We start from the raw sequence: 23,170 nt of genomic DNA, 5'->3' as shown, positions 1-23,170 counted from the left end.
GGTACGAAGGTCTGCGGGAGCGGTGGGGGCGGGGGTGCGGGCTGAGGTGGTGAGTGGGGTGCTCATCCGGCTGGTGCGCTCCCGTCGTGCCGGGTGGGATGGTCGATGCCGCGCGCGGACGCGGGGCGTGCCTCGGCTATATGGGCCGGGTCCATGGAGGTGACATCCATGGGGGGCCGCGGGGTGATGGCGGTGACGTCCGTGTGCGGAGCGTCCGGGTGGGGGGTCGGGAGGCTGTACAGGGAGGCCGTGCGGGATGCCTCCCGGTGGGACGGCACGGGTGCCGGATCCATGGACCCCCTGGGGGCAGACCCCACGTGGTCGGACCCCATGTGTTCCGACTCCAGGTGCTGCTGGGCCTCGGCGAGGCCGATGCCGCGCTGGAAGGCGGCCATCAGGCCCGGGTCGTGGCCGACGAGCTGCTCCGCGTCCTGGCGGGGCGCCGGGCCGTCCCGCAGCTGCGGTGCGATGTGTTCCTGGGCGCGCCGGCGGGGCAGCTGGGGCTTGCCCATGGTGCCCCGGACGGTGCCGATGCGGGGTGTGGGCGGGGTGGTCACGTGCTCCGCGACGAGTCGTCGGTCGTCCGGCCGGATGCCGGGGAGCGCCTCCGCCGGATTGGCGCGCCCCTCGTGGGCACCGCGCACGGGCAGAGGCGCGGGTCCGCTGCCGTCGGCCGGGCCACCCGTGGCCGTAGGGCCGGCAGCCGCCGGGGGTCCGCCGTTCTGCTGGGGGGAGCGTGGGCCGTCCCACCGCTCTCCGTGGCGCGGTGCGGGCGCCGGGGGCGCGGCGCGGCGCCCGGTGGGCTCGGGGGCGGACCGGATCGGCACCTGCGGCTGCGGGGCCCGCGGCGGTACGGCGGCCCTGGGCGGTACGGCCGCCCCCGCCCCGCCGGTGACGGCGTGCGGCTGGGGCACCGCCCCGGGCACACCCGGCGCCGAGCCCAACAGCCCCTGGGGCACGACGAGTACGGCCTGCACACCGCCGTAGATGTTGGTCTGCAGGCGGACGTTGATGCCGTGCCGCCTGGCCAGCTGCGAGACCACGAACAGCCCGATCCGGCCGTCCGCGAGCAGGCTGGCGACGTTGACCTGGTCGGGGTCGGCGAGCAGGGCGTTCATCTTCTTCTGCTCCCCGACGGGCATGCCGAGACCGCGGTCCTCGACCTCGACGGCGAGGCCCGAGGTCACGAGGTTGGCGCGGAGCAGTACCTGGGTGTGCGGGGCGGAGAACACCGTGGCGTTCTCGACGAGTTCGGCCAGCAGGTGGATGACGTCGGCGACGGCGTGCCCGCGCAGGGTGCCGTCGATCGGGGGCACCAGTTTGACCCGGGAGTACTGCTCGACCTCGGCGATCGCGGAACGCAGCACCTCCGTCATGGAGACCGGATGGCTCCACTGCCGGCGTGAGACGGCGCCGCCCAGGACGGCGAGGTTCTCCGCGTGCCGTCGGATACGGGTGGCGAGGTGGTCGACGTGGAAGAGGCCCTTGAGCAGGTCGGGGTCCTCGATCTCGTTCTCCAGCTCGTCGAGGATGGAGATCTCCCGGTGCACCAGCGACTGCAGCCGCCGCGCCAGGTTCACGAAGACCTCGAGCTTCTGCTCGCTGCCGGCCTGGCTGGAGAGCTGGGCGGCCTGCACGACGGCGGTGACGGCACCGTCGTGCGCGCGGGTGAGGTCGGCGGCGAGCAGCTCGAAGTCGTCGGCGTCGTCGGCGGGGACGCCGCGCGGTGTGCGCTGCGGCGGGGCGTCGCCGCGGCGCAGCGCCTCCACGAGGGCGCGCAGGTCGGCCTCGCCGCGGGCGCTGCTGCGGCGCAGGGCGCCGATCCGGTCGCTCACGGTCCTGGCGGCGCGTTCGGCGGCGACGGCCGCGATCACGATGCCGGCCAGCGCGACACAGAACGCGCCGGCGAGGACGCCGTAGAGCGTGAGGCCGGGGCGGGCGCCGGTGGAGCGGACCGTGAACAGCACGGCCGCGCTGGCGCTCAGGGCGACGGCGACGGGGGGCAGCACCGCGAGCCTGAGCAGCTGGGGCCGTATATGGGTCTCGGGCAGCGAGGGAACGGTGCGGGCGACCGGTCGTCCGTGCCGTCCGCCCTCACGGCGGTCTGCGCGTGCGGCCGGTGCGCGGAGGTGAGACATCGGATTCCTCGTCGTACTGGTCCGTCGGTGCCTGGGGCGCGTGCTGCGCGGTTCGGGCATGCGTTGCCCGATGGACACTCACAGTAGTCGGCAAGGCATCATGTGCGGTGGGCAGTTGACAAAGTCCCACGCGGAGCATCCCGCTCTGGTATGAGGCGTCGTACGACAGACCGATAAACCCAGCGGAGATATGGTCCGAGCGGCAAAGGAACCGATCAGAGCTGGTCACAAGCGGGCGACAGGAATGACCGAGGGCCGGGGAGCCATCGCCCCCCGGCCCTCGCCGTGTGCCGTTCCCTGTCCGGTCACCGACCCCGCCGGACCGTTTGGGTCCTTTCCCTGCCCTTCCGAGTCATCCCCTGAACGTCACTGTCCGTGTCAACCGCGGACAGGGGCTCACGCCTTCGGCTGGGTGAACCGGATGCTGTTGCCGAAGGGGTCCCGCAGGGCGCAGTCGATGCCGTACGGGCGCTCGGTGGGCTCCTCCGTGAACTCGACCCCCTTGGCCCGCAGGGTCTCGTACGTCTTCCGGCAGTCGTCGGTGCTGAAGATGAGGAAGCCGCCCGTCGCGCCCTTGGTGAGCAGCTCGCGGACCTGCTCCGCCGTCTCCTCCGACAGCCGCGGCGGGCCGGGGCGCTCCAGCAGGACCTGGCGGTCCGGGTGGCCGGGGACGCTGACGGTGAGCCAGCGCATGATGCCGAGGTCGGCGTCCGTGTTGACCTCCAGGCCGAGTTTGCCGACGTAGAAGTCGAGGGCGTCGTCCTGGTCGAGGACGTAGATCTGCGAGTGCGTGATTGCTGTGAACATGTGCATCACGCTACGAGCCCCGCCCCGACAAAACTTATCCAGAACTGCTCTGTCGGCCGAAGGGCGGACGGACGTCAGGCGCTCGGCCGCATCCATGCCATCGTGAAGCAGGTGGGCACGTCCACGGCGACGGCCTGCTTGCGGTACTCCCTCGGCGAGTGGCCGACGACGGCGCGGAACGTACGGCTGAAGGTGCCGGGGCTGCCGAAGCCGACCTCGAAGCAGATGTCCGTGACGCTGCGGTCGGTCTCCCGCAGCAGGAACATCGCGCGCTCGACCCGGCGACGCTGGAGATAGCGGTGCGGGGTCTCGCCGAAGGTGGTCCGGAAGGTCCGCGCGAAGTGTGCCGGGGACACATGGGCGATCCGGGCCAGCGCCGGGACGTCCAGCGGTTGCGCGTACGCGCCGTCCATCGCGTCACGGGCCCGCAGCATACGGCGGTTGATCTCCTCGGCACCACGACTCACCGAGTCATCACACCACAGCAACGCGGCAGGACCGGCGCCAGGACGCCACGGAACAGGGGTGCCCCACGTCCTGGCCAAGGAGCATGTGTGGCCGGCGCGTGAGCGGAAGCGCCGACGGCAATCCGCCCGCACCGGAGCCACCGCCCCACAGCGCGACGTCCCTCGAAGCCCTCGCCCCACAGCGAACCCGACCGAACCCACCGGCCCACAACACCCCCGGAATCACCGCCCCGCAGCCCTGGTCCACCGAAGCCTCCACCCCACAGCCCGGCCCACCGGAGCCAACGGCCCGCGCGGCCTCGACCCCGTCCCGGGCTCACCGGCCCCGGCCCGTCCGGTGTCACCCGGCCGGGACCGTCTCCGGCTCTCCTGTGCCCTCGGACGTCCCGTGCGCGGCGGCCTTTGCCGTGTCGGCCTCCACCTTGATCGTCGCCGCCGTGAGCGCCTCCGTCGTCGGCCAGCCGCCCTTCGGGGGCTGGGCGACCGTCCGCCACCACGGGGCGGAGGGCACCGTCTCGGCGGTCGGTTCGAAGGGCTCGCCCGGCCGGGGCAGGGCGATACGGGAGCCGGTGGCCTGGGCGGCCGCGACGGTGCCCTCGCCGGGGTCGGACCACGCGTGCGTGGCCAGGTTGAACGTGCCCCAGTGGATCGGCAGCATCACTCCGTGCGGCTGCCCGCCCTGGAGGTCGAGGTGGGCACGCATGCCCTCCTCGGGCGTCATGTGGATGTCCGGCCAGAAGTCGGAGTACGCGCCGATCTGGATCATCGTGGCGTCGAAGGGGCCGTGCGCGGCACCGATGTCCTTGAAGCCCTCGAAGTACCCGGTGTCGCCGCTGTGGTAGATCCGGTGCTCAGGGCCCGCGACGGACCAGGACGCCCACAGGGTGTGCTGAGTGTTGCGCAGACCCCGGCCGCAGAAGTGGCGCGCCGGTGTCGCGGTCAGGGTGAGAGAGCCGACCCTCGTCGCCTCGTGCCAGTCCAGCTCACGCACCCGGTCGGCGGAGACGCCCCAGTGTTCGAGGTGGGAGCCGACGCCGAGCGGGACGGCGAAGAGGGTGTCCGTGCCGGCCAGCGCCTTGATCGTGGGGAAATCCAGGTGGTCGTAGTGGTCGTGCGAGATGACCACGACGTCGACCGGCCCGAGGGCCGCCAGAGGCAGCGGGACCGGGTGCAGCCGCTTGGGGCCGACGAAGGGCAGGGGCGAGCAGCGCTCACCCCAGACCGGGTCGAAGAGCACCCGCTGCCCGTCGATCTCCGCGAGCACACTGGAGTGCCCCATCCAGGTCAGCCGCAGCCCCGTGACAGGCGGCTTGGCGAGGTCGGCGAGGGTCGTGGCGTGCACCGGGACCGTGCCCTGCGGGGCGCGGCGGGGCCTCTGCTCCTTGTCGAAGAAGGCCTTCCCGAAGTCCAGCATCGAACCGGGGCGGACCCGGGCCGTGCCGCCGGGGTTCTGGAAGACCCCGTCCTTGAAGTGCGGTGATCTGCGGATGCGCGCGAGGCGCTCACCGCTCGGGTCCGCGCCGAAGGCCGCGGGCTGCAGCGAGCGGAGCCCGGAGCTCAGGGAACGGGACACGGTACCTCCAGGTGGAGTCGGTGAGGCATTCCATTATGGTCGGCGCCACTGACAACACCTGGGTCGTCCGGGGCTCGGCGGGCTCTTTCCAAGGAAAGCCCAAAGAACCGGCCGACCTCCCGCACCGCCGCGCCCACTTCCCGAAGGAACCGGGCCCGCCGCTCGGTGAACAGCCGATCGTCGGCGTCCATTCCCGTGACCATCCGGTGAGCTGCGACGGCGCCCCGTCCGGAGAACCACCGAGAGTCCCGTTGACACGCGCCGAAAGCGCTCCCGATACTGACTCACGATTCAGTAATAGCGAGGCGATGACCGTGATCGTCTGCCGGTGAGCATCCCCGCGGCCCGTTGGAGGCACCGTGTCCGACCTCCCCACCGAACTCGTCCCGCTCACTCCGGAGCAGCGCGACATCGTGGACCTCACCCGTACGTTCGCACGGGAGGAGATACGCCCACGCGCGCGTGCCGTGGACGAGGCGGACGTCGAGACCCCCTGGGACCTGTGGCGCAAGGCGGCCAAGGTGGGGATCACGGGCTTCATGCTGCCCGAGGAGTACGGCGGGGGCGGCTTCACGGACGTGTTCACCCAGTGCCTGGTCCAGGAGGAGCTGTGCGTCGGCGACCTGGGCATCGGCAACCTGCTCTGCTCGAACGGCTTCTTCGCCGACCCGGTCCTCGAACTGGGCAGCGAGGAGCAGAAGCGCGCGTGGCTGACCCCCCTCACCGGCCCCGACACCCCCATGACGGCCCTCGCGACCACCGAGCCGGCAGCGGGCTCCGACGCCGCCTCGATCACCACCACGGCCCGCCGCGGGGAGGGCGGCTATCTGCTGAACGGCCAGAAGGCGTGGATCTCGAACGCCGGCGAGGCCGAGCTGTACGTCGTCTTCGCCAAGACGGACCCGACACGGCGCTCGCGCGGTGTCTCCGCCTTCCTGCTGCGCAAGGACACCGAAGGGGTCTCCTTCGGTGAGCCGATGAAGAAGATGGGCCAGCGCGCGATCGTGTGCCGGGAGATCTTCCTCCAGGACGCCTTCGTCCCCGAGGAGCACCGGCTCGGGGCGGAGGGACAGGGCTTCCGGGGGCTCATGCGGACCTTCGACATCTCACGGACCGTCCTGGGCGCGGCCGCGACGGGCGTGGCGCGTGCCGCGTACGAGTACGCGCGCGACTACGCCCGCGAGCGGCACCAGTTCGGCAGGCCGATCATCGAGCACCAGGCGGTCGCCTTCCGGCTCGCCGACATGCGCACGCGCGTGGAGCAGTCCCGGCTGATGACCTGGCGGGCGGCCCGGCGCCTGGACGCCGGCCTGGACGCCACCGCGGAGGCCGCGATGGCCAAGCTGACGGCCTCCGAGACAGCCGCCCACTGCACCTGGGCGGCCGTGCAGACGCTCGGCGGCTGGGGGTACTCGCGCGAGTTCCCGGTGGAGCGGTGGATGCGGGACGCCAGGCTGGAGGAGATCGAGGAGGGCACCTCGGACATCATGCGGCTCGTGATCTCGCGGAACCTGCGGTGAGCGGGCCCGGCCACGAGCTCCTCACCGGGGGCGAGGCCCTCGTACGCGCCCTGTGCGGCCATGCCGTGACACAGGTCTTCGGCATCCCGGGCACACACAACCTGGAGGTCTACCGGCATCTGTCGGCCTACGGCATACGGCATGTGACGCCCCTTCACGAGCAGGGCGCCGGATACGCTGCCGACGGGTACGCGCGCGTGACGGGCCGTGCGGGAGTCGTCCTCACGACCACGGGGCCGGCGCTTCTCAACACGGCCGCGGCCGTGGGTCAGGCGTACTCCGACAGCGTGCCGCTGCTCGTCGTCTCGCCGGGTGTACCGCTGCGCCATCCGCGTCTGTCGACGGGGCTGCTGCACGAGACGCGCAGCCAGACCGACGCCCTGCGGGGCGTGGCCGCGTTCAGCCACCGGGTCTCCTCCGTCGCCGAGATCGACGCGGCGGTGGCCCGCGCGTTCACCCTGTTCCGCACCCGGCGCCCGCGGCCCGCGCACATCGAGATCCCGCTGGACCTGCTGGCGGCGACGGAGCGCGTCGGCCCCGTCCGGCTCACTCCGCCGCTGGAGCGGACGGCGCCGGATCCGCGCTCCGTGCGCGAGGCGGCGCGCCATCTCGCCGCCGCCCGGCGCCCGGCGCTGGTCCTGGGGGGCGGCACCCGTGACGCCCGGCGGGTCTGCCGCGCCCTCGCCGAGCGCCTGGGCGCCCCCGTCGTCACCACCGCCAACGGAAAGGGAGCCGTCCCCGAGACCCATCCGCTGTCCCTCGGCGTGTCCCTGCACAGCCCGGCGGTGCGGAAGTGGCTCACCGCGCGGGACGTCGTGCTCGCCGTCGGCACCGAGCTGGCCGAGTCCGACTTCTGGTCGCCGCCGCCCCGGCTCGACGGCACGCTGATCCGCGTCGACATCGACCCGGACCAGATGTACGCGGGCGCGCCGGCGGACGTGGCGCTCGTCGGGCACGCGCGTACCGTGCTGGAGACGCTGCTGGCCGAACTCCCGGGCCACGCGCGCGTACCCGACGACATCGCCACGCTGCGGGCGGCCCGCGACGCGGAGACCGCCGAACGCGACGCCCGCTGGACCCCGTATCTGAAGGCGCTGCGCGAAGTCCTCGCCGAGGACGCCATCCTCACCTCGGACAGCGCCCAGTGCTGCTACTACGGCGCCCTCCCCCACCTCCCGATCGGCTCCCGGAGCCAGTACCTCCACCCGACCGGCTTCGGCACCCTGGGCTACGCGCTGCCCGCCGCGATCGGCGCCAAGACCGCCCGCCCCGACCGCCAGGTGGTCGCGCTCAGCGGCGACGGCGGCCTGCAGTTCACGGTGCAGGAACTGGCGACCGCGGTGCGGCTGCGACTGCCCCTGCCCGTCGTGGTGTTCGACAACGGCGGCTACGGCGAGATCCGCGACGAGATGAGGGCGCGCGGCGACACGCCCACCGCGGTGGACCTCCCGCCGGTGGACCTGCCCGCCCTGGCCCGGGCCTACGGCGGTCACGGCACACGCGCGTACGGCCCCGAAGAGCTCCGCCGCACCCTCACACAGGCCCTCACCACACCCGGCCCCACCCTGATCGTCGTCCCCGAGGAGAGCCCATGACCGCCGCCCCCCTGATGTCGCTGACCTGGACGGACCACCTCACCGGCCGCCAGGGCTTCCTGGTCGTCGACCGGCTGGTGCGGGGTGTCTCCAGCGGGGGGCTGCGGATGCGCGAGGGCTGCACGCTGGACGAGGTCGCCGGGCTGGCGCGCGGGATGACCATGAAGGAGGCGCTGCACTACAACCCGGAAAGCCGCTACGTCCCGCTGGGCGGCGCCAAGGGCGGCGTCGACTGCGACCCCCAGGACCCGGGGGCGTACGGCCTGTTGGTGCGCTATCTGCGGGCCATGAAGCCGTACATCGAGAGCTTCTGGACGACCGGTGAGGACCTCGGCCTGACCCAGGACCTGGTGGACCGGGCGGCGGCGGAGGCGGGGCTCGTCTCGTCCATCCAGGCCGTGTATCCGCTGCTCGACGACGAGGCGGCGGCCCGGCGACGGCTCGCGGAGGCGTTCGCCGTCGAGGTGGACGGCATCGGGCTGGACGAGCTGGTCGGCGGCTGCGGGGTCGCCGAGTCGGCGCTGGCCGCCCTGGACCGGGCCGGTGTGCCGTACGAGGGCACACGGGTCGCCGTGCAGGGGCTCGGCACCATGGGCGGGGCCACGGCGCGCTTCCTGACGCGCGCGGGGCTGACGGTCGTGGCCGTCGCCGACATCAAGGGCACGATCGCCAACCCGGCCGGACTGGACGTCGAGGCGCTGCTGGCCGCGCGGGACGGGTACGGCGCCGTGGACCGCGCGGAGCTGCGGCCCGGGGACCGTGAACTGCCGGGCGAGGCCTGGCTGTCGGCCGAGGCGGAGGTGCTGGTGCCGGCGGCCGTGTCGTACGCGATCGACACCGCCAACCAGGAGCGGATCGGGGCGCGTTGGATCGTCGAGGCGGCCAACATGCCCGTGCTGCCGGAGGCGGAGGAACTGCTGGCGGCGCGCGGGGTGACCGTGCTGCCGGACGTCGTGGTCAACTCCGGTACGAACGCCTGGTGGTGGTGGACGCTCTTCGGCGACATCGGTCCGGACGCGGACGAGGCGTTCGCCCACACGCGGCGTTCGATGCGGGCCCTGGTCGAGCAGATGCTGGCCCGGGCGGAGGCCGACGGGACGACCCCGAGGGCTGCCGCGCACGCGATCGTGGCGGACCGGCTGCCGGTGATCGCCGAGCGGTTCGGATGGTACCGGTGACGGCCGTCGAGGAGCCGCCTGCGGGCCCGCGCCCCACGCCCGGGGCAGATCCGGGACGACCGGCCGTGCCCGACGCCTTGTTCGACCCCCGCTCGGTGGCCGTCGTGGGTGCCTCCGACAATCCCGCGAAATGGGGGTACTGGCTGGCGAGGGGTGCGCTGGCCGGGCGCGGACGCCGGGCCGTGCATCTGGTGAACCGGCGCGGCGGCCGTCTCGACACAGTGCCGTTCCGGGCGTCCCTCGACGGTGTGTCGTGCGAACACGTCGTCGTCGCCGTGCCGCCCGCGCAGATCCTCCCGGTCGTTTCCGAGGGACTGGGGGCGGGTGCGCGCTGTTTCACGGTCATCACATCGGGCGGTGACCCGGGCGGTGAACGCGAACTCGCGGCCCTGGTGACCGGCGGCGGGGCCCGGCTCCTCGGCCCCAACTGCATGGGCCTGGTCGACACCACGACCGAACTCCGGCTCAGCTGGGGCGACTTCCCGGCCGGCGCGGTCGGTCTGGTGTCGCAGAGCGGCAATCTCGCCCTGGAGATCGGGCGCCTCCTCGCCCGCGCCGGGCAGGGCTTCTCCCGCTTCGTCTCGCTCGGCAACCAGCGTGACATCGACGCGGCGGACGCCCTGGAGACCCTGATCGCGCACACCCCGACCCGGGTCGTCGCCGCCTACGTCGAGGATTTCCGGGACGGCCGCCGCCTGGCCCGCACCCTGTGTGCCGCCCACGCGGCCGGCAAACCGGTCCTCCTGCTGACGGTCGGCCGCAGCGCCGCCGCCACGGAAGCCGCCGCGTCCCACACGGGCGCGCTGGTGAGCCCGTACGACACGGTGGCGGCGGTGTGCCGGGACAGCGGGGCGCTGCTGCTGGAGTCGGCCGGGGAGCTCGTGGACACGGCGATGTGCCTGCTGGCGGCGCCGGGACGAGCGCCGGGAACCACGGCCCTCGCATCGAGTTCCTCCGTGCCCCGCGCATCGGGCTCCGTGCCCCTCGTGTCCGAACCTCACCCGGCCTCACCCACCGTCGAAGCGGCGGCGCCCCGAGCAGACTCCGCTGCCCGCCTCCTCCGCGTGGCGATCGTCGGCGACAGCGGAGGTCAAGGCGCTCTCGCCGCCGACGCTTTCGCCGTACGCGGCGCCGTCGTTCCCCCGCTCTCCCCGCGCACCCTCGACCGTCTCGCCGGACTCCTCCCGCCAAGTGCCGGGCGCCGCAACCCCGTCGACCTCGCGGGCGCCGGTGAAGCCGATCTCGGCGCCTACGCGCGCGTGGCCGGTGCGCTGCTGGCCGGCGGTGAGGCGGACGCGGTCGTCCTCACCGGCTACTTCGGGGACTACGCCACCGCCAACCCGGCCCAGACGGCCCGAGAGTGCGAGGTCGCCGGACTGCTCGCGGACGCCGCCGACGCGTCCGGCCGCCGTCTGCTCGTGCACACCATGGCGCGCGACACCCCGGCCCTGGCCGTCCTGCGCGAGCGCGGCATCCCGGTCTACGAACGCGTCGAGCAGGCCGCCACGGCACTCACCGGCGCCACCCGGGTCACCACCGCCACCCCGCACCTGCCCCCGCCGGCGCCGGCGGTGGCGTACCGCCTCGACGACGCCCGCCACGAGACCGTCCGCGCCCTTCTCACCGCCCATGGACTGGCCTTTCCCGCCGCCGAGTTCGTGACGGACGTCCACGAAGCCGTCGAGTCCGCGTACCGCGTCGGTCATCCCGTCGCGCTCAAGGCGATGGGCCTCGCCCACAAGACCGAGGCCGGTGGAGTGGAGCTGGACATCGCCGACGAGGCGGCGCTCCGTACCGCCTTCCACCGCATGCGGGCCTCGACCGGCGCCGGGCGCTACGCCGTCGAGGCCATGGCGGCACCGCCGTACGCCCATGAACTGATCGTCGGCGTGCGCCAGGATCCGGCCTTCGGCCCCGTCGCCCTGCTCGGCTTCGGCGGTGTCACGGCCGAACTCCTCGCCGACACCGCCCTCGCCCTGGCCCCGCTCACCCACGCACGCGCGCGTGCCCTGCTGCTCGGCCTGCGCCACGCCGCCCTGCTGACCGGCTGGCGGGGTGCCCCGCCCGTCCATCTGGACGCCGCCGCGGCCGCGGTGTGCGCCGTCACCCGAGCCGCCGCCGCACATCCGGAGCTGGCCGAACTGGAGGTCAATCCCCTGCTCGTCCACCCAGGAGGCGCGCTCGCGCTCGACGCGCACGCCGTCCCGCGAGCCCCCGAGGGCGACCGCACCCCCTGGGAACCGGTCAGGAGGTGATCTCAACCGGCGCCGTCAGCGGTGACGGAATAAGGTGACCGCGTGGCGAGAGTGCGGTTGAGTGTGGCGGAGCGGCGCGAGGAGTTGCTGCGGGCCGCCATCGAGCAGATCGAGGCGCGGGGCGTGGCAGCGGTGAGGATCGCCGACGTGGCCTCGGTGCTCGGCGTGAGCAACGCGCTGGTGCTGTACCACTTCTCGACGAAGGAGAAGCTGGTCGCCGCCGCCTTCACCTATGCGGCCGAGGACGACCTCGCCCATCTGCGCAAGCTGCTCGGCCGCCGTACGACGGCGCTGCGGCGACTGCGGTCGGCCGTGCGCTGGTACGCGCCGACGGGTCAGGCCAAGGGCTGGCGGCTGTGGATCGAGGGCTGGGCGGCGGCGCTGCGCGAGCCCGCGCTGCGGGAGGTCACCCGCGACCTCGACCGGCAGTGGAAGGCGGCACTCGCCGAGGTGATCGCGGAGGGCGTGGCCGCCGGCGAGTTCCGCTGCCCGGACCCGGGCGGCACGGCATTGCGCCTGACGGCCCTGCTGGACGGACTGGCCGTACAGCTGACGTCGTACGCCGGCGCGGTGTCGCGGACGCGGGCCCAGGACTGGGTGGACGAGGCGCTGGCGCGGGAACTGGGGCTGGAGCGGGAGGCGTTGACCGCCTCGGGGAGCTGAGGACGCTCGCCAACGCTCCGGCACCGCGGGCCGCGCCACCCGGAGGTGGGCACGGCCCGCGCGCCCGGAGTCGGACGGCTTCGCTCAGGCCACCGAAGCGATCCGCGTCCTGATGTCCTCGGGGGACAACGCGCCCTTCGCCGTGACATGGTCGCCGGACGACTCGCCGCGCAGTCGCCGTCCGATCCACGGCACCAGGTACTCCCGTGCCCAGTGCACGTCGTCGCGCCGCACCTCGAGCGTGCCGCGCGGCGGGAGCGGGGGCCAGGGCTGGTCCGGGTCGGCCGGGACCTGCAGACCGAGGACCTGACCGGCGCGCAGCGCCACGCGCGTGTGCCCCTCGGGTGAGAGATGGAGCCGGTCGCCGTCCCAGGCCCGCCGGTCCTGGATGGTCTTGAGGGACCACAAATCGAGCACGGGACAGCCGTACCGGTCGGCGACGGCCCGTACATGTCCGTTGTAGGTGGCGATCTTTCCACGCAGGTGCTTGAGCACGGGCACGCCACGGGTGTCGAATCCGGTCGTCACCATCACGGTCCCGGCGACCTCGGTGAGCCGGGCGATCGCCCGCTCGAAGCGCTCGGCGACCTCGTCGGGATCGGTGCCGGGCCGGATGATGTCGTTGCCGCCCGCGCAGAAGGAGATGAGGTCCGGCGCCAGTTCGACGGCCTGGGAGACCTGGTCCTCCACGATCTGGTCGAGCAGCTTGCCGCGCACGGCGAGGTTCGTGTAGGTGAAATCGCCTTCGGGGCGTCGGTCGGCCAGCAGGACCGCGAAGCGGTCCGCCCAGCCCACGAACGCCCCGTCGGGGCCGGGGTCGCCGACGCCCTCGGTGAAGCTGTCCCCCACCGCAACGTACGACCCGATCACTGATGTGCTGTCACTCTTCGAATCGTCTGCCACAGCGGTCATGATTCACCTTCCAATGTGACCTACGCGACCGTAGGAAAGGGTTGACGGTCGGTGAGATAAGCCACGCCTAAAGTGTTGACCAAACCTGGAATAACCTTCTGATCAGCGCTGTTGAGGCGGCAACGCCCGGACCCTGAAGTTCTGGGCTCCGAACGCTCTGCGGGTCGTCGTGAAGGAACACCGAAGGCCGGACCCGGGGATCGGGGTCCGGCCTTCGGCGGCGTGCCAGGCGTGAGGATGCCGGTCGGGGGGTCAGCCGACGGCGACGCCCTTGGAGCGGAGGTAGGCGACCGGGTCCACGTCGGAGCCGTAGTCCGGCGTGGTGCGGATCTCGAAGTGCAGGTGCGGGCCGGTCACATTGCCGGTCGCGCCGGAGAGGCCGAGCTGCTGGCCCGCGGCCACGGTCTGGCCGACCGAGACGGAGATCTGGGACATGTGGCCGTACTGGGCGTAGTAGCCGTCGGCGAGCCTGACGACGACCTGGTTGCCGTAGGCGCCGCCCCAGCCCGCGGTGACGACCGTGCCCGCGCCCACGGACTTGATGGAGGTGCCGGTCGGGACGACGAAGTCGACGCCGGTGTGGTAGCCGCTGGACCACATGCTGCCGGCCACGTGGTAGCCGGTGCCGATCGTGCCGCCGGAGACCGGGAGCTGGAAGCCGGTGGAGGCGCTGGTGGTCTCGGCGCTCCGGGTGGTGGCCTGGTGCGAGGCCGAGCTCTCCCGCGTAGCCGCGCTCTTCTCGGACGAGCCTCGCGAGCGGGACGACTCGGTGGTGCTCGACGCGGCCTTCCTGCCGAGGGTGAGCTTCAGACCCGGGTGGATCAGCGACGGGTTGTCGCCGACGGCCTCGCGGTTGTCCTCGTAGAGCCTGTGCCAGCCACCGCTGACGTTCTGCTCCTCGGCGATCTTCGAGAGGTAGTCACCGGCCCGCACCGAATAGGTGCGTACGCCCGCGGAGTTCGCGGCGCTCTTCTTTTCGGGCGCCTTCTTCGCCGTATTCGGAAGAACCTGCACGGCCTTTTCCGAAACCGACTGGGAAGCCGACTGGGCGGTGGCCGCATGGGCACCGGTGGCCCCCATCAGTGGGAGGGTGAGAGCGGCGCCACCGGTTCCGGCGACGGCGATGGAGCGGGTGAGGCGCTGGGACTTCGGGCGGCGGTGCTTACCCTTCGCGGGCATGGCGAATTCCTCTCCGGCGCCTGCGAGGTGAGCTGTCGGGTGCGGGCTGGAGATGCCCGGCCACGCGCTGGGCGCGGCTTTACCCCTAGCCGTTCCGGAGACCGGAACAGGCGTTTGTACCTGTGGGTCCCCCGCTCCTGCCGTTCACGGGTGAGTTGGTGCGGATACCGGTCGGCGGCAGGATTGGGCGTCCGTCCGGATTGGTGTGGAACGTAAGCGACGAAGACGCGAAGGAACAAGCGGCGGTTCCCCGCGAATGCGTTTCTCTTGATCCGCCGCGAAAAATAACCGTCACTCTCCGTGAATTGCGGGACCGCCCCGTCCCGCAACCGTCCATGAAAAGCGCCCTAATTACGTGAACATGACGGGGTACGCACGGTCACGAATATGACGCTCCTCACGTGACGCTGCTCCAGCTTCCTTCACTCCGGAGCGAGTTGGAATGAAGCCCAACCAAGGCGACCAAGGTGCCAATTCGGACAGAAGACTCAGATGCGACGCAGCCGGAAAACTGCCGCATCGAGGTCGCCGCGCAGGCCGGTAGCCAGTCCGTGATGCAGCAATACGGCACCTCGGTGCACTTCGCCCGTTTCGAGGCATTCGTACGACGCTTCGGAGTCGAGGGCGCGCAGCCGCAGCGCCGGTACCGGCTCGCCGTAGCCCTGCGCCTGGAGCCAGGCGAGGACGACCGTCTCGTCCCCGCGCGTGTACTGCACCGCGCTGAGCCCGCCCGTGGGCGGCCGCAGCCGGTGGAGGTCGCCGTGCTGGACGAGGGGCCGGATCTCCTTGTAGAGGGCCACCCAGTCGCCCGCCTCGGCGAGCTCCTCCTCCGTCCACTCGGTGAGGTCCCCCCCGACCCCGAGCACCCCGGCCATGGCGCTCACGAACCGGAAGCGCAGTGAGCTGACCCGGCCGTTGAGCTGCGTGTTCGGACTGTCGGTGACCCAGGCGGCCATCACGCGCGCGGGGTGGATCTGGCTGAAGCCGTGCTGGATGGCGAGCCGGTCCAGCGGGTCGGTGTTGTCGGAGGTCCACACCTGGTCGGTACGGCTGAGGACCCCGAGGTCGATGCGTCCGCCGCCACCCGAGCAGGACTCGAAGGCGACGCCCGGGTGGGCCGCCCGCAGCCGGTCCAGCAGGGCGTACAGGCCGCGGACGTGGTCGACCCAGAGGCGCTGGGGGTAGGCGTCGCCGGGCCAACCGGCGTCGGTGAAGCAGCGGTTGAAGTCCCACTTGACATAGTCGATCGGGGCGCTGGTGAGGAGCGTGTCGAGCTGCTCCCAGAGGTACTCCCGGACGTCCTCACGGGCCAGGTTGAGAACGAGCTGATTGCGGAACTCCGTCCGCTTTCGTCCCGGTTGGTACTGGACCCAGTCGGGGTGGGCGCGGTACAGGTCGCTGTCCGGGTTGACCATCTCCGGCTCGACCCAGATGCCGAACTGCATGCCGAGGCCGTGCACATAGTCGGCGAGCGGCCCCAGCCCCTTCGGGAAGCGGTCCGGGTTGGGCGTCCAGTCGCCGAGTCCGGCGCGGTCGCTCACCCGCTTGCCGAACCAGCCGTCGTCCACGACGAACAGTTCGACGCCGATCGCCGCGGCCCGCCGGGCGAGCGCCCCCTGCTGCTCCTCGGAGATGTCGAACTCGGTGGCCTCCCAGGAGTTGAACAGCACCGGACGGTCCTTGTCGGCGTCCGGGACGACATACGCCCGCTGGTAGGCGTGCCAGGCCCGGCTCGCCGCGCCGAAGCCGCCGTCGCTCCACAGGCCGGCGAAGACGGGAGTGGTGTACGACTCCCCCGTCTCCAGGCGCAGCAGCCCCGAGTCGTCATAGCCGGCGCCGCCGGTGATCTGCACGCGCGCGTCCGGGAGTTGCGCCACCGCGATCCGCCAGGAACCGGACCAGCCGAGCGCAGCGCCGTAGACCTCGCCGTGCTCCTCGGTGGCGTCGGTGTCCAGGGCGACCCAGGGCAGGTGCTGGTGACCGGTGTGGCCGCGCCGGCTGCCGATGGTCTTCTCGCCATAGGTGAGCGGGGACCGGGTGAGCAGGGACTCGGCGGCCCAGCGGCCGTGCAGCTGGGACAGGCGCCAGCCCTCGCGGTCGGGGAGGGTCCAGGTGGCCGCGTCGGCGCGCAGGAGTTCCAGGGCGGCGCCCTCGTTGGCGAGGGTCACCCACCGCTCCACCACGTCGTCTCGCATCCGGTAGTGCAGCGTCACGGCCAGCCCGCCGTCACGGAAGCGCAGCCTCAGGTCGTCGCCGTCGCTCTCGTACGCCTCGAAGCGCCACTCGGTGCCGCGCCGCTCCTCGGTGCGCACCGACAGGGCGGGGCGCACGAAGCGGGGGCCGCCCTCGACGGGGTACTCCTCACGGCCGTCGAGCTGGGACTCGAAGGGCCGGTAGACGGGCAGCGGGCGTACGGCCAGGGCCTCGGCGTCGGCGAGTGCGATCCGCGGGCCCCAGTGCAGATGCAGCAGCTCGTCGTCCTCGGTGAGGTGGACGGCGTAGCTGCTGGCCGGCCCGGACAGGACCCAGGTACGACCGTGGTCGGAGATCTCCAGCATCAAGCCCTCACACTTCCGAACAGTGGTGATCAATCTCCAACATCATCGACGGCGGCGGGGTGCCTCTGCAACGCCTGTGGACAACTCATTGCCTCAGGAATCCATGTGTATCGTCGACAGAAGTGCCCGTCGTCGAGCCGAGCCGGCGGGGCGAGCGGGAGGAGCCCTCGTGACGCAGCAGGTCCCGTCGACCGAACCGGAGCTGTCCGGAGTCCGCAACTTCCGTGATGTGGGCGGGCTGCCGACGGTGGACGGCCGGCGGGTGCGGCACGGCGTCCTGTTCCGCAGCGGTCACCTCGCGCACGCGACCGAGGAGGACGCCGGCTTCCTCGCCTCCCTGGGGCTGCACACGATCTTCGACTTCCGCAACACGGCCGACCACAAGCTGGAGGGGCCGGACGTCGAGCTGCCGGGCGTCCGCAATGTGAACCTGCCGCTGTCCGACCCGGCCGACGGCGCCGAGTTCTGGAAGATGGTCCGGGACGGCGAGATCGACCAGCTGCGCGGAATCCTCGGCGACGGCAAGGCGGCCGGCCGCATGATCGCCTCCTACCGCAAGATCATCAGGGAGCGCACCGAAGAGCACGCGCGCGTGCTGGGCGCGCTCGCCGAGGACAGCGTGCCCGTCCTGATGCACTGCGCGGCCGGCAAGGACCGCGCGGGACTGTCCATAGCCGTGACCCTGCTCGCCCTCGGTGTCGAGCGCGAGGCGATCGTCGCCGACTACCTGGAGTCCAACGCGAAGCACCGCCGCTACCGGATCCGCCGCAGCAGCTCCTCCGCCGCGGGCTACTCCCCCGAGGTCATGGAGTTGCTCAACCCCCTCTTCGAGGCGCGCGCCGAGTATCTGGAGGCGGCCTTCGCGGCCATCGAGGAGACATGGGGCGGTGTGGACTCCTATCTGGAGCAGGGGCTGGGTGTCACACCGCAGGTGCGGGCGCGACTGCGGGAGCGGCTCCTCGACTGACGGCGCGGGCCGCCTCGCCCGCGGCCCCGGGCTACTTCGCGCCCAGCGCGAACAGCAGGTAGATGAAGGCCGCGAAGAGGTGGCCCACGGCGATGTAGATGATCAGGCGCACCCACAGGGCGCGCGGGAACTTCTCTTCCATGTTGCTGTTGCTCATGGCATGTCTCCGGTGAGGGGGCCCAGGCACAGGGTGGCCGTGGGGCTCTGCAGCAGGGTGTGTACGAAGAGCAGCTCGACCCCGTCGTCGTCCTGCGCGGCGATGCGGTGCGGGGTGAGCGAGTCGAAGTGCGCGCTGTCGCCGGGGGCGAGCCGGTGCGCGGCGTCACCGAGGCGCAGCCGCAGCCGTCCCTTCAGGACGTACAGCCACTCCTCGCCGGGGTGCACCCGCACGATGTCGCCCTGCGAGCCGTGCGGGACATGGACGCGCAGGGCCTGCATCCCCCGGCCGGGCGCGCCGGCCTGGAAGTAGGTCCAGCCGCCGGCCGCCGTCGGTTCCATGTCGGCGGCCCGTACCACGGCGTCCCGCTCGGCCACCGTCTCGCCGAGCAGTTCGGACACCGTCGTACCGTAGATACGCGCGAGGGCGAGCAGCATCGGCAGCGAGGGCTGACGCAGACCGGTCTCCAGCCGGGAGAGGTGGGCCGGTGACAGCCCGGCGGCGCGGGCCGCCGCCTCCAGGGTGAGGGAGGCCCGGCGGCGCAGGGCGCGCAGCTGCGGTGCGACGGAGGGCAGCTCCGCCTCGGCTTCCGAAGAGCTCATGCCTCCATTCAGCCGGAAGCTTGCCTCCGCGGCAAATTTCTTGCCTCAGAGGCAAAGGCCACGCCTCCCCCGCCCGGCACTGCTACCGGTTGGCGACCGCCTGCTTCACCAGTGTCTTGCTGAAGTCCCACATCAGCCCGCCCCCGCTGTGCGCGTCGTCCATCACCGCGGTGAAGGCGTCCACGAAGCGGTCCACGTCCTGCTCGCCGATGACCAGCGGCGGGATCAGCTTGATCACCTCCAGATGGTCCCCGGAGACCTGGGTGAGGATCCGGTGCCGCTGCAGCAGCGGTACGACGACCATCTGCGCGAACAGGCCCTTGCGCGCGGCCTGCAGCATGGTCCAGCGGCCGCGCAGCTTCAACGACCTGGGCCTGCCGAACTCGATGCCGATCATCAGGCCCCGGCCGCGCACGTCGGCGAGCAGCTCGTACTTGTCGATCAGCGCGGCGAGCCGGGACCTCAACTGCTCGCCGGTGGCACGCGCGCCCGCGACGACCTGCTCGTTCTCCATGACGGACAGGACGGCCAGACCCGCCGCCATCGCCTGGGCGTTGGATCCGAAGCTCGCCGAGTGCACGAGCACCCGGTCCATCGACGAGTAGACCTTCTTGAAGATCCAGTCCTTGCCGAGCGTGGCTCCGACGGGCACATAGCCGCCCGACAGCGCCTTGGCCACACACACCAGGTCCGGTTCCACGCCCTCCTCGTGCTGGTAGGCGTAGAAGTCCCCGGTCCTGCCGAGGCCCGTCTGCACCTCGTCGGCGATGAGCAGCGCCTTGTGCCGGTGCAGCAGCTCCTGGGCCGCGCGCAGATAGCCGGGCGGGGCCTCGTGCACTCCCTTGCCCTGGATCGGCTCGACGATCAGGGCGGCCACATCGCCCTTCCTGAGCTCCCGCGCCAGGGCGTCGAGATCACCGAGCGGGACGGCGGTGTCGGGCAGCAGCGGGGCGAAGCCGTCCCGGAAGCCGTCCTCGCCGTTGACCGACAGGGAGCCGGTGGTCAGGCCGTGGAAGGCGTGGTCGCAGTAGAGGACCCTGGGCCTCCCGGTGGCGAACCGGGCGAACTTCAGCGCGGTCTCCACCGCCTCCGTACCGCTGTTGCCGAAGAACACCCGGTCCAGGTGCGGGCTGTACGACAGCAGCTTCTCCGCGAGCAGTCCGGGCAGCGGCTGGCAGTCGAAGCGGGTGAGGTCGGCGAGGCCGGCGTCGAGGACGTCGTGCAGCGCCTTGCGGACGACGGGGTGGTGGCGGCCCAGGCCCATCACCCCGAACCCGGCGAGCATGTCCAGGTAGTCGTTGCCGTCCGCGTCCCAGAAGTGGGCGCCCTCGGCGCGCTCGTAGACCTTGTCGAAGCCGATGGTGTGGAGCATGCGCGGGAGTTGGTGGTTCAGGTACCTCCCGTGCAGCTCGTAGCGTTCGGCTCCGCGCTCGGCCAGGAGCGCACCGAGGTCGAACTCCTTGGTCATTCGGCGTTCTCCTTGACTGACGCGGCCGCCTCGCCGCTCTCGGCCGCCTCCTTGACGGCGAGGGTGTCCTCGGCCTCCTTGACCGCGAGGCTGGCGCTGATCCGGCCGGCGACCTCCACGGGTGTGAGCCCGATGTCGGCCAGCACCTCACCGCGCTTGGCGTGCGCGAGGAACTGCTCCGGAATGCCGAATCGCCGTACGGGAACGTCGACTTCTGCGTCCCCGAGCGCCAGCGCGACCGCCGCGCCGACTCCGGAGGCACGGCTGTTGTCCTCCACGACGGCCACCAGCCGGTGTTCGGCGGCGAGGCCGGGCAGCGCCGGGTCGACCGGTTTGACCCAGCGCGGGTCGACGACCGTGCAGGAGATCCCGCGGGCCTCGAGGAGCTCGGCGGCCTGGAGGCACACGGGTGCCATCACCCCGACGGCGACGAGCAGGACCTCGGGTGTGGCAGGCCCACGGTGCAGGACGTCGAGGCCGCCGACCCGGTCGACGGCCGGGATCCGCGGGCCGACCGACTCCTTCGGGAAGCGGACGAGCGTCGGGGCGTCGTCGACGGCGACGGCCTCGCGCAGCTGGGCCCGCAACTGGTCGGCGTCGCGCGGGGCCGCGATCCTGAGCCCCGGCACCACCTGGAGGATCGACATGTCCCACATGCCGTTGTGGGAGGGCCCGTCGACGCCCGTGACTCCGGCCCGGTCCAGGACGAACGTCACCCCGCAGCGGTGCAGCGCCACATCCATCAGCAGCTGGTCGAAGGCACGGTTCAGGAAGGTGGCGTAGACGGCGACGACGGGATGGAGACCGCCGGTCGCCAGGCCGGCCGCGCTGACCGCGGCGTGCTGCTCGGCGATGCCCACGTCCCACACCCGGTCGGGGAAACGGGCCGCGAACTTCCCGAGCCCCACCGGGTGCAGCATCGCCGCGGTGATCGCCACGACGTCGTCCCGCTCCTCCCCGATCGCGGCGATCTCGTCACCGAACACCGAGGTCCAGGAAGGGCTGCCGGCGGGCGTCAGCGGCTCGCAGGTGAGCGGGTCCATCACCCCGACGGTGTGGAAGTGGTCCTCCTCATGGGCGAGGGCGGGTTCGTAGCCGCGGCCCTTCTCCGTCAGACAGTGGACGAGCACCGGACCGTGGAAACGTTTCGCGCGCCGCAGCGCCGACTCGACCGCTCCGATGTCATGTCCGTCGATCGGGCCGACGTACTTGAGGCCCAGGTCCTCGAACATGCCCTGCGGGGCGAAGGCGTCCTTGAACCCCTTCTTGGCGCCGTGCAGGGACTCGTAGATGGTGTTCCCGACGACGGGCGTGCGCAGCAGGACGTCCTTGCCCCAGGCGAGGACCTTCTCGTAGCCGTCCGTGGTGCGCAGGGTGGCCAGGTGGTTGGCCAGACCGCCGATGGTCGGCGCGTACGAGCGTTCGTTGTCGTTGACGACGATGATCAGCGGCCGGTCCTTGGCGGCCGCGATGTTGTTCAGCGCCTCCCAGGCCATGCCACCGGTGAGGGCGCCGTCGCCGATCACCGCGACCACATGGCCCTTCTCGCCCTGCACCTGACGGGCCTTGGCGAGCCCGTCGGCCCAGCCGAGCGCGGTGGAGGCGTGGCTGTTCTCGACGATGTCGTGCTCGGACTCCTCCCGCGACGGGTAGCCGGACAGGCCGCCCTTGCCGCGCAGCTTGGAGAAGTCCTTGCGACCCGTCAGGATCTTGTGCACATAGCTCTGATGGCCGGTGTCCCAGACGATGCGGTCGACGGGCGACTCGAAGACCCGGTGGAGCGCGATGGACAGTTCCACCACGCCCAGGTTGGGCCCGAGGTGTCCGCCGGTCCTGGCGACCGCGTGCACCAGGAACTCTCTGATCTCCTCGGACAGTTCACCGAGTTCCGCTTCGGACAGCGCCTTCAGGTCGCGTGGTCCCCGGATGCTCTCCAGAATGGTCACGCTCGGGCCCCCTTCGGTCCGTGCTGTTCAACTCACGGTGACGGCCGGCTCCCCCGACGCGACGCCGTCCTGTTCCATCTGTTCGGCGATCTTCATCGCCTCCTCGATGAGGGTCTCCACGATCTTCGACTCGGGCACGGTCTTGATGACCTCGCCCTTGACGAAGATCTGCCCCTTGCCGTTGCCGGAGGCGACCCCGAGGTCGGCCTCCCGCGCCTCACCCGGGCCGTTGACCACACAGCCCATCACGGCTACCCGCAACGGGACTTCCATGCCCTCCAGGCCCGCGGTGACCTCGTCGGCCAGCTTGTAGACGTCGACCTGGGCGCGTCCGCAGGAGGGACAGGAGACGATCTCCAGGCGCCGCTGCCTGAGGTTCAGCGCCTCCAGGATCTGGATGCCGACCTTGACCTCCTCGGCGGGAGGCGCGGACAGCGAGACCCGGATCGTGTCGCCGATGCCCTGCGAGAGCAGCGCCCCGAAGGCGACCGCCGACTTGATCGTGCCCTGGAACGCGGGACCGGCCTCGGTCACCCCGAGGTGCAGCGGGTAGTCGCACTGGGCCGCGAGCTGCTTGTAGGCCTCGACCATCACGACCGGGTCGTTGTGCTTGACCGAGATCTTGATGTCCCGGAAGTCGTGCTCCTCGAAGAGGGACGCCTCCCACAGCGCGCTCTCGACGAGCGCCTCCGGGGTCGCCCGGCCGTACTTCTGCAGCAGGCGCCGGTCCAGGGACCCCGCGTTGACCCCTATCCGGATCGGCGTGCCGTGCTCCTTCGCGGCCCGCGCGATCTCCTTCACCTTGTCGTCGAACTGCTTGATGTTGCCCGGATTGACGCGTACGGCCGCGCAGCCGGCCTCGATCGCCGCGAACACGTACTTCGGCTGGAAGTGGATGTCCGCGATCACCGGGATCTGCGACTTGCGGGCGATGGTGGCCAGCGCGTCCGCGTCGTCCTGCGTGGGACAGGCGACGCGGACGATCTGGCAGCCGGACGCGGTGAGTTCGGCGATCTGCTGGAGGGTGGCACCGATGTCGGAGGTACGGGTCGTCGTCATCGACTGCACCGACACCGGTGCCCCGCCGCCGACCGCCACCGGCCCGACATGGATCTGCCGCGACACGCGCCGCTCGGCGATCGGCCGGGCCGGTACCTCGGGGACGCCCAGGGAGACGGCGGTCAT

The 23,170-nt window shown here is 71.8% G+C and carries 18 protein-coding genes and 1 riboswitch; of the genes, 6 read left to right on the top strand and 12 right to left on the bottom strand.

Translation table 11 applies throughout. The features are described 5' to 3' along the window. Nucleotides 1–62: 62 nt before the first annotated feature. The 4 genes from ABZT17_RS16110 to ABZT17_RS16095 all read right to left on the bottom strand — a co-directional run bounded on the left by ABZT17_RS16110 (nt 63) and on the right by ABZT17_RS16095 (nt 4,985). The gene (locus ABZT17_RS16110; protein ID WP_356348933.1) at nt 63–2,138 is read right to left on the bottom strand and encodes an ATP-binding protein; all 2,076 of its coding nucleotides are present in this window, start codon (nt 2,136–2,138) and stop codon (nt 63–65) included. A 396-nt stretch (nt 2,139–2,534) separates the two neighbouring features. Continuing rightward, nucleotides 2,535–2,945 carry a VOC family protein gene (locus ABZT17_RS16105; protein WP_356348930.1) on the bottom strand — a complete coding sequence of 137 codons (411 nt, stop codon included), beginning with the start codon at nt 2,943–2,945 and terminating at the stop codon, nt 2,535–2,537. A gap of 74 nt (nt 2,946–3,019) precedes the next feature. Beyond that, complete coding sequence (locus tag ABZT17_RS16100; protein ID WP_356348927.1) at nt 3,020–3,412, bottom strand: AraC family transcriptional regulator; 393 nt, start codon at nt 3,410–3,412, stop codon at nt 3,020–3,022. Between the two features lie 340 nt (nt 3,413–3,752). Continuing rightward, the gene (locus ABZT17_RS16095; RefSeq protein ID WP_356348925.1) at nt 3,753–4,985 is read right to left on the bottom strand and encodes an MBL fold metallo-hydrolase; all 1,233 of its coding nucleotides are present in this window, start codon (nt 4,983–4,985) and stop codon (nt 3,753–3,755) included. Nucleotides 4,986–5,344: 359 nt separating this feature from the next. Between ABZT17_RS16095 and ABZT17_RS16090 the strand changes: the two genes are divergently transcribed. From ABZT17_RS16090 to ABZT17_RS16070, 5 genes are all read left to right on the top strand, one after another. Then, entirely contained in the window at nt 5,345–6,505 is a 1,161-nt protein-coding gene (locus ABZT17_RS16090; protein WP_356348923.1) for an acyl-CoA dehydrogenase family protein, read from the top strand. Next, the gene (locus ABZT17_RS16085; RefSeq protein ID WP_356348920.1) at nt 6,502–8,100 is read left to right on the top strand and encodes a 5-guanidino-2-oxopentanoate decarboxylase; all 1,599 of its coding nucleotides are present in this window, start codon (nt 6,502–6,504) and stop codon (nt 8,098–8,100) included. Before ABZT17_RS16090 ends, ABZT17_RS16085 begins: the two co-directional genes overlap by 4 nt. Then, on the top strand, nt 8,097–9,278 hold the full coding sequence (locus ABZT17_RS16080) for a Glu/Leu/Phe/Val dehydrogenase dimerization domain-containing protein (protein ID WP_356348918.1): 1,182 nt from the start codon (nt 8,097–8,099) through the stop codon (nt 9,276–9,278). Before ABZT17_RS16085 ends, ABZT17_RS16080 begins: the two co-directional genes overlap by 4 nt. A gap of 65 nt (nt 9,279–9,343) precedes the next feature. After that, the gene (locus ABZT17_RS16075) at nt 9,344–11,533 is read left to right on the top strand and encodes an acetate--CoA ligase family protein (protein WP_356348916.1); all 2,190 of its coding nucleotides are present in this window, start codon (nt 9,344–9,346) and stop codon (nt 11,531–11,533) included. 42 nt (nt 11,534–11,575) lie between these two features. After that, a complete protein-coding gene (locus ABZT17_RS16070; RefSeq protein WP_356348914.1) occupies nt 11,576–12,196 on the top strand; it encodes a TetR family transcriptional regulator C-terminal domain-containing protein in 621 nt (206 codons plus the stop codon). 84 nt (nt 12,197–12,280) lie between these two features. Here ABZT17_RS16070 and ABZT17_RS16065 read toward each other — a convergent pair whose 3' ends face one another. From ABZT17_RS16065 to ABZT17_RS16055, 3 genes are all read right to left on the bottom strand, one after another. Further along, nucleotides 12,281–13,066: an SGNH/GDSL hydrolase family protein gene (locus tag ABZT17_RS16065; protein ID WP_356349081.1), complete on the bottom strand. Its 786-nt coding sequence runs from the start codon at nt 13,064–13,066 to the stop codon at nt 12,281–12,283. Nucleotides 13,067–13,360: 294 nt separating this feature from the next. Beyond that, nucleotides 13,361–14,287 carry a LysM peptidoglycan-binding domain-containing M23 family metallopeptidase gene (locus tag ABZT17_RS16060; RefSeq protein WP_356348912.1) on the bottom strand — a complete coding sequence of 309 codons (927 nt, stop codon included), beginning with the start codon at nt 14,285–14,287 and terminating at the stop codon, nt 13,361–13,363. Between the two features lie 4 nt (nt 14,288–14,291). Next, nucleotides 14,292–14,458: riboswitch (cyclic di-AMP (ydaO/yuaA leader) on the bottom strand. 317 nt (nt 14,459–14,775) lie between these two features. Beyond that, nucleotides 14,776–16,845, bottom strand: a complete 2,070-nt coding sequence (locus tag ABZT17_RS16055) for an alpha-galactosidase (protein ID WP_356348910.1) — start codon at nt 16,843–16,845, stop codon at nt 14,776–14,778. A 169-nt stretch (nt 16,846–17,014) separates the two neighbouring features. Here ABZT17_RS16055 and ABZT17_RS16050 point away from each other — a divergent pair, with 169 nt between their 5' ends. Beyond that, nucleotides 17,015–17,812 carry a tyrosine-protein phosphatase gene (locus ABZT17_RS16050; protein ID WP_356348907.1) on the top strand — a complete coding sequence of 266 codons (798 nt, stop codon included), beginning with the start codon at nt 17,015–17,017 and terminating at the stop codon, nt 17,810–17,812. A 31-nt stretch (nt 17,813–17,843) separates the two neighbouring features. On the opposite strand, the gene ABZT17_RS16045 is transcribed toward ABZT17_RS16050, so the two are convergent. From ABZT17_RS16045 to ispG, 5 genes are all read right to left on the bottom strand, one after another. Continuing rightward, the gene (locus ABZT17_RS16045) at nt 17,844–17,969 is read right to left on the bottom strand and encodes a DUF6126 family protein (protein ID WP_356348905.1); all 126 of its coding nucleotides are present in this window, start codon (nt 17,967–17,969) and stop codon (nt 17,844–17,846) included. Next, nucleotides 17,966–18,571: an XRE family transcriptional regulator gene (locus ABZT17_RS16040; RefSeq protein WP_356348902.1), complete on the bottom strand. Its 606-nt coding sequence runs from the start codon at nt 18,569–18,571 to the stop codon at nt 17,966–17,968. The genes ABZT17_RS16045 and ABZT17_RS16040 overlap by 4 nt, the downstream gene beginning before the upstream one ends. Nucleotides 18,572–18,653: 82 nt before the next feature. After that, nucleotides 18,654–20,039 carry an aspartate aminotransferase family protein gene (locus tag ABZT17_RS16035; RefSeq protein WP_356348899.1) on the bottom strand — a complete coding sequence of 462 codons (1,386 nt, stop codon included), beginning with the start codon at nt 20,037–20,039 and terminating at the stop codon, nt 18,654–18,656. Further along, the gene (gene dxs, locus ABZT17_RS16030; protein ID WP_356348896.1) at nt 20,036–21,985 is read right to left on the bottom strand and encodes a 1-deoxy-D-xylulose-5-phosphate synthase; all 1,950 of its coding nucleotides are present in this window, start codon (nt 21,983–21,985) and stop codon (nt 20,036–20,038) included. Before dxs ends, ABZT17_RS16035 begins: the two co-directional genes overlap by 4 nt. Nucleotides 21,986–22,012: 27 nt before the next feature. Then, the gene (gene ispG, locus ABZT17_RS16025) at nt 22,013–23,170 is read right to left on the bottom strand and encodes a flavodoxin-dependent (E)-4-hydroxy-3-methylbut-2-enyl-diphosphate synthase (protein WP_356348893.1); all 1,158 of its coding nucleotides are present in this window, start codon (nt 23,168–23,170) and stop codon (nt 22,013–22,015) included.

This window comes from Streptomyces sp. NPDC005648 (genome assembly GCF_040605395.1).
Classification (GTDB): Bacteria; Actinomycetota; Actinomycetes; order Streptomycetales; family Streptomycetaceae; genus Streptomyces.
This window is presented reverse-complemented; position numbering and strand designations above follow the sequence as displayed.

Bases quoted from the DNA above. Each gene is read 5' to 3' on its own strand.
- ABZT17_RS16110 (WP_356348933.1), bottom strand. From the start codon at position 2,138: ATGTCTCACCTCCGCGCACCGGCCGCACGCGCAGACCGCCGTGAGGGC.
- ABZT17_RS16105 (WP_356348930.1), bottom strand. From the start codon at position 2,945: ATGTTCACAGCAATCACGCACTCGCAGATCTACGTCCTCGACCAGGAC.
- ABZT17_RS16080 (WP_356348918.1), top strand. From the start codon at position 8,097: ATGACCGCCGCCCCCCTGATGTCGCTGACCTGGACGGACCACCTCACC.
- ABZT17_RS16060 (WP_356348912.1), bottom strand. From the start codon at position 14,287: ATGCCCGCGAAGGGTAAGCACCGCCGCCCGAAGTCCCAGCGCCTCACC.
- ABZT17_RS16055 (WP_356348910.1), bottom strand. From the start codon at position 16,845: ATGCTGGAGATCTCCGACCACGGTCGTACCTGGGTCCTGTCCGGGCCG.
- ABZT17_RS16045 (WP_356348905.1), bottom strand. From the start codon at position 17,969: ATGAGCAACAGCAACATGGAAGAGAAGTTCCCGCGCGCCCTGTGGGTG.
- ABZT17_RS16040 (WP_356348902.1), bottom strand. From the start codon at position 18,571: ATGAGCTCTTCGGAAGCCGAGGCGGAGCTGCCCTCCGTCGCACCGCAG.
- ABZT17_RS16035 (WP_356348899.1), bottom strand. From the start codon at position 20,039: ATGACCAAGGAGTTCGACCTCGGTGCGCTCCTGGCCGAGCGCGGAGCC.
- ispG (WP_356348893.1), bottom strand. From the start codon at position 23,170: ATGACCGCCGTCTCCCTGGGCGTCCCCGAGGTACCGGCCCGGCCGATC.